At 66.9% G+C, this 14095-nt stretch carries 14 protein-coding genes and 1 tRNA gene; 6 read left to right on the top strand and 9 right to left on the bottom strand.

The features are described from left to right. Positions 1-47: 47 nt before the first annotated feature. Complete coding sequence (gene rplQ / locus AC1DJH_RS09600; RefSeq protein ID WP_116910279.1) at positions 48-446, top strand: 50S ribosomal protein L17; 399 nt, start codon at positions 48-50, stop codon at positions 444-446. Between the two features lie 18 nt (positions 447-464). After that, positions 465-541, top strand: a tRNA-Met gene (locus AC1DJH_RS09595). Positions 542-653: 112 nt separating this feature from the next. Here AC1DJH_RS09595 and AC1DJH_RS09590 read toward each other — a convergent pair. Further along, entirely contained in the window at positions 654-1304 is a 651-nt protein-coding gene (locus AC1DJH_RS09590; RefSeq protein WP_478185531.1) for an HD domain-containing protein, read from the bottom strand. A gap of 107 nt (positions 1305-1411) precedes the next feature. On the opposite strand from AC1DJH_RS09590, the gene AC1DJH_RS09585 reads away from it, so the two are divergent. After that, positions 1412-2389 carry a GlxA family transcriptional regulator gene (locus tag AC1DJH_RS09585; RefSeq protein ID WP_478185833.1) on the top strand — a complete coding sequence of 326 codons (978 nt, stop codon included), beginning with the start codon at positions 1412-1414 and terminating at the stop codon, positions 2387-2389. 28 nt (positions 2390-2417) lie between these two features. Here the strand turns inward: AC1DJH_RS09585 and AC1DJH_RS09580 are convergent, their stop codons facing one another. From AC1DJH_RS09580 to AC1DJH_RS09555, 6 genes are read right to left on the bottom strand one after another with little or no spacing between them, the layout of a single operon-like run. Continuing rightward, positions 2418-2816 carry a RidA family protein gene (locus tag AC1DJH_RS09580; protein ID WP_435437511.1) on the bottom strand — a complete coding sequence of 133 codons (399 nt, stop codon included), beginning with the start codon at positions 2814-2816 and terminating at the stop codon, positions 2418-2420. Further along, the gene (locus AC1DJH_RS09575; protein ID WP_478185530.1) at positions 2813-4435 is read right to left on the bottom strand and encodes an AMP-binding protein; all 1623 of its coding nucleotides are present in this window, start codon (positions 4433-4435) and stop codon (positions 2813-2815) included. Before AC1DJH_RS09575 ends, AC1DJH_RS09580 begins: the two co-directional genes overlap by 4 nt. Before the next feature lie 5 nt (positions 4436-4440). After that, positions 4441-5634 carry an acyl-CoA dehydrogenase family protein gene (locus AC1DJH_RS09570; RefSeq protein WP_478185529.1) on the bottom strand — a complete coding sequence of 398 codons (1194 nt, stop codon included), beginning with the start codon at positions 5632-5634 and terminating at the stop codon, positions 4441-4443. Positions 5635-5638: 4 nt separating this feature from the next. Beyond that, a complete protein-coding gene (locus AC1DJH_RS09565; protein WP_435487535.1) occupies positions 5639-6493 on the bottom strand; it encodes an enoyl-CoA hydratase family protein in 855 nt (284 codons plus the stop codon). Next, positions 6490-6969, bottom strand: coding sequence for a MarR family winged helix-turn-helix transcriptional regulator (locus AC1DJH_RS09560; RefSeq protein ID WP_435437515.1), 480 nt, complete (start codon positions 6967-6969; stop codon positions 6490-6492). Before AC1DJH_RS09560 ends, AC1DJH_RS09565 begins: the two co-directional genes overlap by 4 nt. Position 6970: 1 nt before the next feature. Continuing rightward, positions 6971-9352, bottom strand: a complete 2382-nt coding sequence (locus tag AC1DJH_RS09555) for a bifunctional salicylyl-CoA 5-hydroxylase/oxidoreductase (protein ID WP_472125032.1) — start codon at positions 9350-9352, stop codon at positions 6971-6973. Positions 9353-9481: 129 nt separating this feature from the next. Between AC1DJH_RS09555 and AC1DJH_RS09550 the strand changes: the two genes are divergently transcribed. Further along, positions 9482-10753 carry a class I SAM-dependent methyltransferase gene (locus tag AC1DJH_RS09550; RefSeq protein ID WP_472125029.1) on the top strand — a complete coding sequence of 424 codons (1272 nt, stop codon included), beginning with the start codon at positions 9482-9484 and terminating at the stop codon, positions 10751-10753. Between the two features lie 12 nt (positions 10754-10765). Next, positions 10766-11089: a DUF1840 domain-containing protein gene (locus AC1DJH_RS09545; RefSeq protein WP_435487532.1), complete on the top strand. Its 324-nt coding sequence runs from the start codon at positions 10766-10768 to the stop codon at positions 11087-11089. Between the two features lie 9 nt (positions 11090-11098). On the opposite strand, the gene AC1DJH_RS09540 is transcribed toward AC1DJH_RS09545, so the two are convergent. Both AC1DJH_RS09540 and AC1DJH_RS09535 read right to left on the bottom strand, forming a co-directional pair. Beyond that, positions 11099-12118 carry a Bug family tripartite tricarboxylate transporter substrate binding protein gene (locus tag AC1DJH_RS09540; protein ID WP_478185528.1) on the bottom strand — a complete coding sequence of 340 codons (1020 nt, stop codon included), beginning with the start codon at positions 12116-12118 and terminating at the stop codon, positions 11099-11101. A 78-nt stretch (positions 12119-12196) separates the two neighbouring features. Continuing rightward, positions 12197-13165, bottom strand: a complete 969-nt coding sequence (locus tag AC1DJH_RS09535; protein WP_478185527.1) for a LysR family transcriptional regulator — start codon at positions 13163-13165, stop codon at positions 12197-12199. Positions 13166-13289: 124 nt separating this feature from the next. Here AC1DJH_RS09535 and AC1DJH_RS09530 point away from each other — a divergent pair, with 124 nt between their 5' ends. Further along, positions 13290-14060, top strand: coding sequence for an SDR family oxidoreductase (locus tag AC1DJH_RS09530; RefSeq protein WP_478185526.1), 771 nt, complete (start codon positions 13290-13292; stop codon positions 14058-14060). The last annotated feature ends 35 nt before the right edge of the window (positions 14061-14095 follow it).

Here is a 14095-nt window from a genome sequence, read left to right as displayed (position 1 = left end):
AGTACCTGATACGGCTGCCTGTTTTTATAAAGTAAAGGAAAAGCACCATGCGTCACGGTCACGGACTCCGCAAACTCAACCGCACCAGCTCGCACCGCCTTGCGATGCTGCAGAACATGATGAATTCGCTCATCGAGCACGAAGTCATCAAGACCACGGTCCCCAAGGCCAAGGAACTGCGCCGTGTCATCGAACCGATGATCACGCTCGCCAAAAAGCCCACGCTGGCCAACAAGCGCCTGGCCTTCGACCGCCTGCGCAGCCGCGACAGCGTCGTCAAGCTCTTCGGCGAACTCGGCCCGCGTTTCGCCGCGCGCCCGGGCGGCTACACCCGCATCCTGAAGATGGGTTTCCGCGTGGGCGACAACGCTCCGATGGCGCTCGTCGAACTGGTCGACCGTGCTGAAATTAAAGACGACGCAGCTGAGCAAAACGCTGCTGAATAAGCTATAATTTATACTTGCCGCGCGATGGAGCAGCCTGGTAGCTCGTTGGGCTCATAACCCAAAGGTCGCAAGTTCAAATCTTGCTCGCGCAACCAATTTAAAAGGCCCTTTGAATTTCAAAGGGCCTTTTTTCTTGGCCAGGTAAATGAATTGAAAAAGCCCTCGCAATGAGGGCTTTTTTCTTTCCAGAGTTTCTGAAGATGAACCTCAGCCGTGCCAGGCCGAGCATCGGATCACGCTGCAGAAGTTGCCCCGGTGAAAGTGCGGTTCCTTGTCCGCGATCACGTCGGCCTTGACGTTGCCGAACGTGCTCTGCGGCTTGTGCCGGACGCCTTCGTAGAAGGCCTGGATGATGTCTTCCTTGAAGTTTTCCGTGCGTGGATGCGCATGCACGACCCGTGTGCGCTCGGCCTCGCTGAACTCCTTGTAGGCCAGCCCCAGCACGTCCATTTCGACACCGACCGTGACCAGCGCCACCACCGGATGCATGTGCTGTGGAATCCCGGGCGTCGTGTGCAGCGCGATCGCCGCCCACACCAGGTCGATGTCCTGTTGCGAGATCCCGTGTCCCCGCAGAAAGTCCCGCGCCACGTTCGCGCCGTCGACCTCGAAGCGCTCCTGCGCGCTGCTGTGCTTTTTCAGCAGGCCCATGTCGTGGAACATCGCGCCCGCGTACAGCAGTTCCGGATCGAACGTGAGCCCGCGGCGTTTGCCGGCCAATGCGCCGAAGTAGTAGACCCGGCTCGAGTGGTGGAACAGCAGCGGCGGTGCCGTGTCCCGGACCAGTTCGGTGATCTCGTGTGCGAGCTTGCTGTCGGGGATGCGCACCCCTTCGATGTCTGTCGTCGTCAAAGCCATGTGGATTCTCCTGTGCGTGTAAGCATGACTCTAGGTTTCGGATAGAGTGTCCTGAAGCGCCATGAAGCGACGAATCCGGCCATTCCACGACTGAAGGAGACACCGACATCGCACGCAGCGCCAAGACCATCGCGATCCTCGCCATGCCCGGCGTCCAGCTGCTGGACGTGTCGGGCCCGCTCGATGTATTCGCCGAAGCCAACGTACAAGCCCGTGCGGAGGCCTATCGCATGCGGGTCGTCGCGAGCCGTCGCGGCGCCATTCGCAGCTCGTCAGGCGTGCGGCTGATGCCCGACGCGGTGATAGGCGACGAGATGAACGAGCCCATCCACACGCTGCTCGTCGCCGGCACGCCGCATGCGGCAAGCACCTTGTTCGACCTCGACGTGACCGCATGGCTGCGCCAGCGCACACCCAAGGTGCGCCGCTTCGGCTCCGTCTGCAGCGGTGCCTTCGTGCTGGCGCAGGCCGGCTTGCTGAACGGCCGTCGTGTGACCACGCATTGGGCGGTGGCCGATCAACTCGCACTGGATTTTCCTTCGGTCACCGTCGATGCAGACGCCATCCACGTTCGTGACGGCCGCGTACGCACCGCCGCCGGCGTGACCGCGGGCCTCGACCTGGCGCTCGCTCTGGTGCAAGAAGACCTGGGCCGCGAAATCGCGATGAAGGTCGCCGCGCAGCTCGTGATGTTTTTCAAGCGCCCCGGTGGCCAGATGCAGTTCAGCCGCAAGGGCGAAGCCGCACCCACGGGGCGTTCGGCCTTGCAGGAGGTTCAGCGCTGGATCGCGGCGAACCCCGCCATGGGCCATGGCGTCGCGAATCTCGCTGCGCGCATGGGCCTCAGCGAGCGCCATTTCGCGCGGCTGTTCAGGCAGGAAGTGGGGGTCACGCCCGCGGCATGGGTGGAAGAGATTCGCGTGGCTGCCGCGCGCCGCCTGCTGGAGGTGGGGGACGCCGCACCCAAGCAGGTGGCGTCGCTGTGCGGCTTTGCCGATGCCGACACGCTGCGCCGTGCGTTTCGGCGTCAGGTCGGCATCACGCCCGCGGAGTACCGCAAGCGTTTCGCGCACGCCATCGTGTGATACACGACGGCGGTGCGCGGGAACGGCATCAGTCCGGAACGACCGCCGTCACCTCGATCTCGACCTTCGCGCGGTGCTCGACCAGCGCCGCCACCTGCACGCAGGTCATGGCCGGGAAGTTGCGGCCCATCGCATCGCGATAGACGGGGCCGAGCTCGGAGAGCCGGCGGCTGTATTCGTCGCGGTCCGTCACGTACCAGGTCATGCGCACCATGTGCTCAGGGCCCGCTCCGCCCGCGCGCAGCACCTCGACGATGTTGCGCAGTGCGAGCCCGCACTGCTCGATGAAGTCGTCCGACTCGAACTGCTGCTGCGCATTCCAGCCGATCTGGCCGCCGACGAACAGCATCGTGCCGCGCGCGGCAATACCGTTCGCATAGCCCTTGGGAGGCAACCAGCCTTCAGGCTGCAGGAGTTTGTTGATCATGGTGTGGTGTTGAGTTGTCTCAGTTTGAATCGCTGGAGCTTGCCGGTCTCGGTGCGCGGAAGCACCGTCACGAACTCGATCTCGCGCGGGTATTTGAACGGCGCGATGGTCGCCTTCACGTGGTCCTGGAGCGCTTTCACCAGGGCGGCATCGCCCTCCTGGCCGGGCTTGAGTACGCAGAAGGCCTTCACGATCATGCCGCGGTCCGCATCGGGCTTGCCGATCACGCCGCACTCGGCCACCGCCGGGTGCTTGAGCAGCGCGTCTTCGACCTCCGGGCCGCCGACGTTGTAGCCGGCCGTGATGATCATGTCGTCGGCGCGCGCCTGGTAGAAGAAATAGCCGTCGTCGTCCTGCACGAAGGAGTCGCCGGGGTAGTTCCAGCCGTTCTTCACGTAGTCGGTCTGGCGCGGGTCTTCGAGGTAGCGGCAGCCCACGGGGCCTTGCAGCGCGAGCTTGCCGACGGTGCCGCGCGGCACTTCGTTGCCCGCGTTGTCCACCACCTTCGCGATGAAGCCGGGTACCGCCTTGCCGACCGCGCCGCGGCGCACGTCGTCGCCGGCGGCCGAGATGTAGATGTGGAACACCTCGGTGCCGCCAATGCCGTCGAGCATCTCGATGCCCGAGACTTCCTTCCACAGCTGGCGCGTCGCGTCGGGCAGCGCCTCCCCGGCGCTCACGCTGATGCGCAGCGTGGGCAGGCCGTGCTGCTTCACGAACGGCGCCATCTGGCGATAGAACGTGGGCGCGGTGTAGCAGATGGTCGCACCGACCTCATTGATGAGCTTCACGAGCCCTTCGGGCGTGAACGGCGCATCGGCGAAGTAGACCGAGGCACCAGCCCACATCGGAAATACCAGCAGCCCGCCGAGCCCGAAGGTGAAGGCCAGCGGCGGCGAGCCGATCACGATGTCGTCGCTGTGCGCGTGCAACACATGGCGCGGCCATGTCTCGCACATCGCGAGCACGTCGCGGTGCGTGGTGACGGGCGCCTTCGGCTTGCCGGTGGTGCCCGAGGTGAACGCGAGCAGCGCGATGTCGTCCGATGCCGTGGGGCAGGCCTTGAACACGCCGCTCTTCGTTGCTGCGCGTGCAGAGAGGGAGTCGGGTGCATCGGGCTTGTTGAACGCGAGCACCGTTGCAAGCACCGGGTACTCGCGCTGGGCGATCAGGAGTTCGTCGAGCAGGCGCCCGTCGCACAACGCGGCCACGGGCCGTGCCTTGTCGATGATCTCGCCCAGTTCCTTCGCACGCAGCAAAGGCATCGTGGCCACGGCAATGAGGCCCGCCTTCACCACTGCCAGCCACGACAGCGCCATTGCCACCGAATTGCCGCCGCGCAGCAGCACGCGGTTGCCCGGCACCAGCCCGAGGTCTTCCGTCAGCACCTGCGCGATGCGGTTGACCTCGACGGCCGCTTGCGCGTACGTCAGCGTGCCCGCGGGCGAACGCAGCATCGGCTTGTCGCCGAAGCCTTTCGCGGCGGCCTTGTCGAGCAGCTCCTCGACCAGGTTGAGCTGGTCGGGCAACTGCAGCTCGGGGAGCTCATAGCGAAAGACGGGCAGCTGCTCGGCAGGCGGCAGGCGGTCGTGAACGAAGCGGTCGACTTGGGCAGACACGGTATTTATCCCCGCAGAACGGATTTGCCAATGATCAGTTGTTGAACTTCCGTCGCGCCTTCATAGATGCGCAGCGAACGGATGTCGCGGTAGAGGCTTTCAATCTTCGTGCCAACCTTCACGCCCAGGCCGCCGTGCATCTGCAACGCCATGTCGATCACGCGGCTCGCGTTCTCGGTGGCGCACATCTTGGCCATGGCGGCGGCAGCGGACACGTCGCCGACCGCGGGTGCACCGCGTTGCTCCGCGTCGTCGCGCATCCATGCCGCGCGGTAGGTGAGCAGTGCGGCACTGTCGATCAGCGCGGCCATCTCGCCGAGCTTGGCCTGCGTGAGCTGGAAGTCCGCGAGCGTCTGGCCGAACATGCGCCGGTTCTTCGAATGCGAGATGGCTTCCGCCAGCGCGCGTCGGCCCATGCCGAGTGCCGCGGCAGCGACCGAGGCGCGGAAGATGTCGAGCGTGCGCATCGCCAGCTTGAAGCCGCCGTTGAGCTCACCGAGTTGCGCGGTGCGCGGCACGACGCAGTTCTCGAAGCGCAGCGTCGCGAGCGGATGCGGCGCCATCACGTCGATGTGCTCGGAGGTGTCGAGGCCCGGTGTCGTCGCATCGACGATGAAGGCCGTGATGCCGCGCGTGCCGCCGTTCGGGTCGGTCTTCGCGAACACGCAGTAGAAGTCGGCGATGCCGCCGTTGCTGATCCAGGTCTTCTCGCCGTTCAGCTTCCAGCCATCGGCCGTGGCTTCGGCGCGCATCGCCATCGCACCCACGTCGGAGCCCGCTTCGGGCTCGCTGAGCGCGAAGGCCGCGATCTTGCTGCCCTTCGCAACTGCAGTCAGGTAGTTCGCATGCTGCTCGGGCGTGCCAGCAAGCGTGATCGCGCCGCTGCCCAGACCCTGCATCGCGAAGGCGAAGTCGGCAAGCGGCGAATGGAAGGCGAGCGTTTCGCGCAGCAGCACGAGTGCGCGCGAGTCGAGGCGCTCCAGCGCCCCGCCCGAGGTGCCCGGCACGCAGTAGCGCAACCATCCCCCTTCGCCGAGGCGCTGCACCCAGTCGCGGCATGCGGCGCGATCGTCATGTTCGTCCACCTCCTGTGCTGCCGCCCAGGGCAGCAGGCCATCGGCGAGCGCGCGATGCGCGTCGTCGAAGAAGGGCAGTGCGAGGTGCGCGGTCGAGGGCGGCGCGGGTGCTTTGGTCATCATCGCGTCAGTCTCCGCCGAACACCGGCTTGCGCTTGGCCGCGAAGGCTTCGTACGCACGCTTGAAGTCTTCGGTCTGCATGCAGATGGCCTGGGCCTGGGCCTCGGCTTCGATGGCCTGGTCGATGGTCATCGACCACTCCTGCGCGAGCATGGTCTTGGTCATGCCGTGCGCGAAGGTCGGGCCTTCGGCCAGGTCGCGCGCCACCTTGGTGGCGGCCTCGAGCAGCGCATCGCTTTCGTGCAGCGCATTGAAGAAGCCCCAGGCATGGCCTTCCTGCGCCGTCATGGCGCGGCCGGTGAACAGCAGCTCCGACGCACGGCCCTGGCCGATCACGCGCGGCAACAGCGCGCACGCACCCATGTCCGCACCAGCAAGGCCCACGCGCGTGAACAGGAACGCGGTGCGCGTGGCAGGCGAGCCGTAGCGCAGGTCGCAGGCCAAGGCGATCATCGCGCCGGCACCGGCGCACACGCCGTCGATGGCGCCGACGATGGGCTGCGGGCAGGCGCGAATGGCCTTCACCAGGTCGCCCGTCATGCGCGTGAACTCCAGCAGCTCGGGCATGCGCATGCCGGTGAGCGGGCCGATGATCTCGTGCACGTCGCCGCCCGAGCAGAAATTGCCGCCCGCGCCGGTGACCACGATCACCTTCACGTCGGTGGCGTAGTTCAGCGCGCGGAACAGGTCGCGCAGTTCGGCGTACGAGTCGAAGGTCAACGGGTTCTTGCGCTCGGGCCGGTTCAGCGTGACGGTGCCGATGCCGTTGTCGTAGCTCCATGCAAAGTGCTCGGCCTTGTAGGCTGCCTTTGCCTCGAATTGCGCGCGCATGGGATTGCCTGCGCCGATGTAGTGCTTCATTCGGTCTCCGCCATCGATTGGTTGTGTGAGTGTTGCTTGACCTTGCCGAGCAGCTTGTGCAGCTGCGCGATCTCCTTGGTGCTGAGGCCGGAGAAGGCTCCGACGATCCAGTCTTCGTGCTGTTGCGCCATCTCGTTGAAGAGCTTGCGTCCGCGCGCCGTGAGGCGCACGCGCCAGGCGCGGCGGTCGCCTTCGACGTTGATGCGCTCCACCAGGCCTTCGGTCACCAGCTGGTCGGTGATGCCGGTGACGTTGCCGCCCGTGACCATCATGCGGCGCGAGAGCTCGTTCATCTTCAGGCCCTCGGGCGAGCGCTCGAGTTGCGACATCAGGTCGAAGCGCGGCAGCGTGGTGGTGAACTGCGAGCGCAGTTCGTTGCGCACCTGCTTCTCGATCAGCTGGGTGCATGTAAGCAGCCGCAGCCAGAGCCGCAAGGCTTCCGGATGTTCGCTGTGCGCGCGCGCTTCGAGGTCCATGTCAGTGCGTCTCGTCAGTGTTCGCGGCGGCAGCCGATGCGGTGGCCGCGGCAATCTGCTGTTGCTTGGCGATCTCGCGGTACATCTGGTCGCGCCCGCTCAGGTACTGCTTCGGCCAGTCGACGTAGCGGCTTTGCAGCTTGGCCGCCTCGTGCAGCGTCCACGCCGGGTCGGCCAGGTGCGGGCGCGCCACGGCGCACAGGTCGGCGCGGCCGGCCGCGATGATGCTGTTGGCCTGGTCGGCGTCGGTGATGGCGCCGACCGCAATGGTCGCAATGCCGACCTCGTTGCGGATGCGGTCGGAGAACGGCGTCTGGTACATGCGGCCGTACACCGGCTTGGCGGTGCGCGTGGTCTGGCCGGACGACACGTCGATGAAGTCTGCGCCGGCTTGCTTGAACAGGCGCGCGATTGCCACCGCATCGGCGTCGGTGTTGCCGCCGGGGGCCCAGTCGTGCGCGGAGATGCGCACGCTCATGGGCTTGTCTTCGGGCCACACGGCGCGCATGGCGCGGAACACCTCGAGCGGATAGCGGCAGCGCGCTTCGATGTCGCCGCCGTATTCGTCCGTGCGCAGGTTGGTCAGCGGGCTGATGAAGGCCGACAGCAGGTAGCCGTGCGCGCAGTGCAGTTCGAGCCAGTCGAAGCCGGCCTCCAGCGTGCGGCGCGTGGCGTCGACGAACTGGTCGCGCAGCGTGTCCATCTGTTCGCGCGTGATCGCGGCGGGCAGCTGGTTCTGTTCGCCGTAGGGCACGGCGCTCGCGCCCAGCACCGGCCAGTTGCCGCTTTCGAGCGGCTCGTCAGTGCCTTCCCAGCCCACGCGCGTGGAGCCCTTGGGGCCGCTGTGGCCGAGCTGCATCGCGATCTTCGCGCTGGACTGCGTGTGCACGAAATCGACGATGCGCTTGAACGCGGCCTGCTGCGTGTCGTTGTAGAGACCGGTGCAGGCGGGGGTGATGCGGCCTTCGGGCGTCGGGCTCGTCATTTCGACGAACACCATCGCGGCGCCGCCGAGTGCGCGCGCGCCCAGGTGCACCAGCAGGAAGTCCTGCGGCACGCCGTCGACCGCGCTGTAGGTGGCCATCGGCGACACCAGGATGCGGTTCTTCAGCGTGAGCCCGCGCACGGTGTAGGGCATGAGCATCGGCGGCATCGCCTTGCCGCCGGCCAGCCACTGCTCGTAGCCGCCGAGCCATTGCGTGTCGCGCACGCGCAGGTTCTCGTGGCTGATGCGCTGCGAGCGCGTGAGCAGCGAGTACGCGAACTGCTCGATCTGCATGCCGGTGTAGCGCGGCACGTTCTCGAACCATTCGGTGGAGTTGCGCGCGGCGTTCTGGATCTTCAGCACCTCGACGCTGCGGCGCGCTTCGTAGCCTTCGAGCACATGGTCGACGGTGCCGCCCTGCGCGAATTCGTTGGCCAGGTCGATCGCGTCTTCCAGCGCGAGCTTGGTGCCCGAGCCGATGGAGAAGTGCGCCGTGTGCGCGGCGTCGCCCATCAGCACGACGGGTACCGAGCGGCCCTCGACGTCGATGCGGTGCGTCCAGCGCTCGCACACCACGCGCGGAAAGCGGATCCAGTTGGCCGAGCCGCGCAGGTGCGTGGCGTTGCTGATGAGCGAGTGGCCGCCCAGGTACTTGGCGAACAGCTTCTCGCAGAAGGCGACGGCCTCGGGCTGCTCCATCTGGTCCAGGCCGTGGGCCTTCCACACGGCCTCGGGCGTCTCGACGATGAAGGTCGAGGTCTTGTCGTCGAACTGGTAGGCGTGCGCCTGGAACCAGCCGTGCTCGGTCTCTTCGAAGGCGAACGTGAAGGCGTCGAAGGTCTGGTGCGTGCCCAGCCACACGAACCGGCACTCGCGCAGGTCGACGTCGGGCTTGAACACCTCGGCGTAGCGCTGGCGGATGCGGCTGTTCAGGCCGTCGCTGGCAATGACCAGGTCGGCGTTGTACTTGGCGGCCACCGCCTGGTCGTCGGCGGCATCGGTCTCGAAGACCAGCTCGACGCCGAGCGCGAGGCAGCGTTCCTGCAGGATGTTGAGCAGCCGCTTGCGGCCGATGCCGCAGAAGCCGTGACCGCCCGAGCGCACCTGGCCGCCCTTGAAGAAGACCTGGATGTCGTCCCAGTGGTGGAACTCGTTGCCGATGAGCGCCGCGGTGGGACCGTCGGCCGCGCGCAGATTGCCCAGCGTCTGGTCGCTCAGCACCACGCCCCAGCCGAAGGTGTCGAAGGGGCGGTTGCGCTCCAGCACAGTGATCTGGAGCTGCGGGTTGCGCGCCTTCATCAGCAAGGCGAAATACAGGCCCGCCGGCCCGCCGCCGATGCACAGGATGCGTTGGAGGTCCGAGGCGGGAGCGGTTTTGACCGTGCTGAGGCTGTTCATGGTTGAATAGTTTAGGCATAAACAATCTGCTGTCAATGAGGATTCGCAACGGGGCCGGCGCGCCGCTCGACGCCCCCGCCGGCGCGGGGAGTCATGCAAAAACTTTGAAAAATCAATACCATGGCCCCCATGCAAAACTTGATACTGAAGATCGAGTCGCAGCTGGCCTCGCTGCCTGTTCCCATTGCCCTGGAACTGCCGGACGGCCGGCGCGTTGCCCAGGCGGGAGCCCGCGTCACGCTGGCTTTCAAGGAGTGGAAGGTGCTTGCCAAGCTGGCCGCCCACCAGGTGGGCGCCATCGGCGAGGCTTACGTCGAAGGCAAGGTGCAGATCGAGGGCGCCATGCGCGACCTGATCGACGCCACCGTGGGCATGCTGCCCGGCAATCCGGCCGAGACCGACACCAGCTGGTGGAGCCGCCTGCAGCACCGCGCCAAGTCGCGCGGCTCGCACTCGCTGCGCAAGGACGCGGCCCAGATCGAGTTCCACTACGACGTTTCAGACGATTTCTATGCCCTGTGGCTCGACCCGCGCCGCGTGTATTCGTGCGCCTACTTCCGCACGCCCGAGCTCACGCTCGCGCAGGCGCAGGAAGCCAAGCTCGACCACATCTGCCGCAAGCTCATGCTGCAGCCGGGCGAGCGTTACCTGGACATCGGCTCTGGCTGGGGCGCCTTGCTGATTTGGGCGGCCGAGCACTACGGCGTGGACGCCACCGGCATCACGCTGTCGAAGAACCAGCATGCGTACGTGCAGCGGCTCATCGAGGAAAAAGGCCTGCAGGGCCGGGTGCGCGTGGAACTGCGCGACTACCGCGAGCTGCCCGACGCGCAGCCCTTCGACAAGATCTCATCGGTGGGCATGTTCGAGCACGTCGGCGCTGCCAACATGCCGACCTATTTCCGCAAGATCCACGCGCTGCTCAAGCCGGGCGGGCTGGTGCTCAACCACGGCATCACCTCGGGCGAGCTGAACTACCGCCAGCTGGGCGCGGGCATGGGCGACTTCATCGAGAAGTACATCTTCCCGGGCGGTGAGTTGCTGCACGTGACGCACGTGCTGCGCGACACCGCGGCTGCGGGCCTGGAGATGGTCGATACCGAAAGCCTGCGTCCGCACTATGCGCGCACGCTGTGGGCCTGGTCGGATGCGCTGGAGGCGCAGCTTGGCACCGCGCTCGAGGTGCTCCAGCGCAACGGCGGGCGCCAGGCCGAGAACGCCGAGCGCGTGCTGCGCGCCTACCGCCTGTACCTGGCGGGCTCGGCCATGAGCTTCGAGCAGGGCTGGATCTCCTTGCACCAGATGTTGTCGACAAAGCCTGACGGCAATGTAGGGCGCGCAGGCGTCTTGCGCGGCGCGCAGTCGGTGTACCCTTTTGCCCGTGATTACATCTACAAGTGAGTGAGGAACACCATGCTCTATCGTTTCCAGTCCCGGGCTTCCGCTGATTTCGTCATGCTCGAAGTGCACGCACGCCAGCTGCTCGACATCGTCGGCAAGTCGGTCGCGCCGCAAGGCATCATCACCGTCGAGCAGATTCCCGGCGCCATCTCCGCGCTCGAGGCCGCGCTGGCCCGCGAGGGCGGCAACGCCCACAACCACGACGACTACGCCGTCGAAGGCCATGCCGCCGATGCAGAGAAGCAGCATGTAGGACTGCACCAGCGTGCAGCCCCCCTGCTTCACATGCTCAAGGACTCCCTGGCCGACAAGAAGGACGTGACCTGGAAGACCTGAGCTTTCGGGTCAGTCCACCTTCGCGCCGGAGTCCTTGACGACCTTCGCCCACTTCACGTGTTCGCTCGCAATGAGCTTCGTGAAGTCGGCGGGTGAATTCCCGCTGGGCAGCGCGCCCTGCGCGAGCATCTTTTCCTTGATGGCCGGCGTGTTCAGCGACTTGGCCACCTCCTGCTGAATCCGGTTGACGATATCGGGCGAAGTGCCGGCCGGCGCCAGCAGCCCGAACCACGAACTCGCCTCGAAGCCCTTGAGCGTCGGGCCACCCACCTCCGCCACCGTCGGAATGTCCGGCAGCGCCGGCGAACGCTGCGCGCTCGTCACGGCCAGCGCGGTGAGCTTGCCGGCCTTGATCTGCGCCATCGACGACGGCAGGTTGTCGAACATCACGTCGGCGTTGCCGCCCACCATGTCCAGAAGCGCCGGGCCCGAGCCCTTGTACGGAATGTGCGCCATGAACGTGCCGGTCATGCTCTTGAACAGCTCGCCCGCCAGGTGGATCGAGGTGCCGCTGCCGCTGGACGCCATGTTCAGCTTGCCGGGGTTGGCCTTGGCGTACTTGATGAAGTCCTGCACGTTGTGGATGTTCAGCGCCTTGGCCTTCTCGGCGTTCATTTCCATCACGTTGGGCACGGCGGCGACCAGCGTGATCGGCACGAAGTCCTTGATCGGGTCGAAGGGCAGCTTGGGGTACAGCGCGCGGTTGATGCCGTGCGTGCCCACGGTGCCCATCAGCAGCGTGTAGCCGTCGTTCGGCGCGCGCGCCACCAGCTCGGCGCCCACGTTGCCGCCGGCGCCCGCGCGGTTGTCCACGATGAACTGCTGGCCGAAGGCCTTGGAGAGCTCGGGCGCCATGGCGCGCGCGAGGATGTCGGTGGTGCCGCCGGCCGCGAACGGCACGACGATGCGCACCGGCTTGGTCGGCCAGGTGGCCTGGGCCCACGAAGGAGCGGCCATCACGGTGAGGGCGGTTGCGAGGGAAGCGGCCAGCACGGTGCGGCGATTCGATTGAAATGAGAAAGAAGTCATGCGCGCGTTTGTACAGGGGCGCGCCGCGGGCGTCGCGGGTGAAAACCCCGTGACCTGACGGGCCGGCCGTTCGCCAGGTCAGCCCACCTGCATCCGCTGCGCGAAGCGCTCGTCGCGAAAGCGCTGCAGCACGAAGTCGATGAACACGCGCGTCTTGGGCGGCAACAGCTTCTTGCTCGGGTAGTAGAGCCACACCGCGCCCGCATCCTGATACCACTCGGGCAGCAGCCGAACCAGCGCGCCGCTGCGCAGTCCGCGCTCCACGAAGGGCATCGGCAGCATAGCCACACCCAGCCCCATGAGCGCCGCATGCGCGATGGCTTCGGGGTCGTTGAAGATGGCGCGCGGCCGGGGCAGCTCGACGGTGGCCTCCTCGCGGTCTTGGCGCTCCTGGCGCTCCTGGCCGTCCTGGCCCTTGCCCTTGGCATGCCGCAGCGTCCAGCTTCGCACCCGTCCCGTGGGCGAGGAGCGGCGCAGCAGCGTGTCGAGCGAGGCCAGCTCCGACGGGTGCCGCGGCCGCTTGCGCCCCTGCATGTAGGCGGGCGAGGCCACCGCCACCACGTGGATGCGCGAGAGCTCCCGCGCCACCAGCCCGGCCGGCAGCTCGATGCCCCCGCCGATGGCCGCGTCGAAACCCTCGCCCACCAGGTCGACCTGCTGGTTGTCGAAATGCCAGTCCGGCACGATGCCCGGGTAGCGCGCCAGAAAGTCGCCCAGCATCGGCAGCACATGCTCGCGCCCGAAGGCTTGGCCCATGCTCACCTTCAGCGTGCCCGCCGGCTGGCCGTCGTCGGTGTCGACGCCCGCCACGGCCGCCTGCAGCGTGGCCAGTGCGCCGCCGATCTGCGCCAGGAAGCGCTCGCCGCCCTCGGTCAGCGTCAGGCGGCGCGTGCTGCGCTGGAACAGCCGCACGCCCAGCCGGGCCTCGAGCCGCGCGACGTTCTTGCTGACCGCGGCCGGCGTCAGCCCCAGGCGCCGGGCGGCGGCCGAGAAGCTGCCGCCCTCGGCACTTTGCACGAAGGATTCGAGGTGGTTGAGCGGTTCCATGCCGTGCATTCTCCCGCGCATCTTCAACCATGGGTTGAAGTTGATTGCGCCAATTGGTGGCTACCGCGAAGGGAATGGAATGCCGACACTGAAGGCCTTCTTCCTCCAACCGATCGGAAAAATCATGACCTCGAACATCGCTTCTTCTTCTTCTGCCGTCCTGGCCGGCAAGGTCGCCTTCGTCACCGGCGGCTCGCGCGGCATCGGCGCGGCCATCGTGCGCCGCCTGGCGCGCGACGGCGCGGCCGTGGCCTTCAGCTACAGCGCCTCGCAGGCCCCCGCCGACGAACTGGCGCGCGCCATCGAGGCCGAAGGCGGCCGCGCGCTGGCGCTGAAGATCGACAGCGCCGACGCCGACGCGCTCAAGGCCGGCATCGACCAGGCCGCCCGGCACTTCGGCGGGCGCATCGACATCCTGGTCAACAGCGCGGGCGTGCTGCACCTGGGCCCCGTCGACCAGTTCAGCCTGGCCGACTTCGACCGCACCATTGCCGTCAACGTGCGCGCCGTGTTCGTCGCCATCCAGGCCGCGCTGGCGCACATGGGCACGGGCGGGCGCATCGTGAACATCGGCAGCACCAACGCCGAGCGCATGCCCTTTGCCGGCGGCAGCGTGTACGCCATGAGCAAGTCGGCGCTCACTGGCCTGGTGCAGGGCCTGGCGCGCGACCTGGGCCCGCGCGGCATCACGGTCAACAACGTGCAGCCCGGCCCGGTCGACACCGACATGAACCCGGCCAACGGCCCGATGGCCGCCACCATGCACAGCTTCATGGCCATCGACCGCCACGGCCATGCCGACGAGATCGCGGGCATGGTGGCCTACCTGGCCAGCCCGGAAGCGGCGTTCGTGACGGGCGCCGGGCTGAACATCGACGGCGGCTTCGCGGCATAAGGCTCGCCCCCAGGCTCCGCGCACTTCGTGTCGCT

This window comes from Variovorax sp. 10N412, from assembly GCF_056394985.1.
Note: the sequence above shows the minus strand (reverse complement) of the source record. Positions and strands in the feature narration are given on the sequence as shown.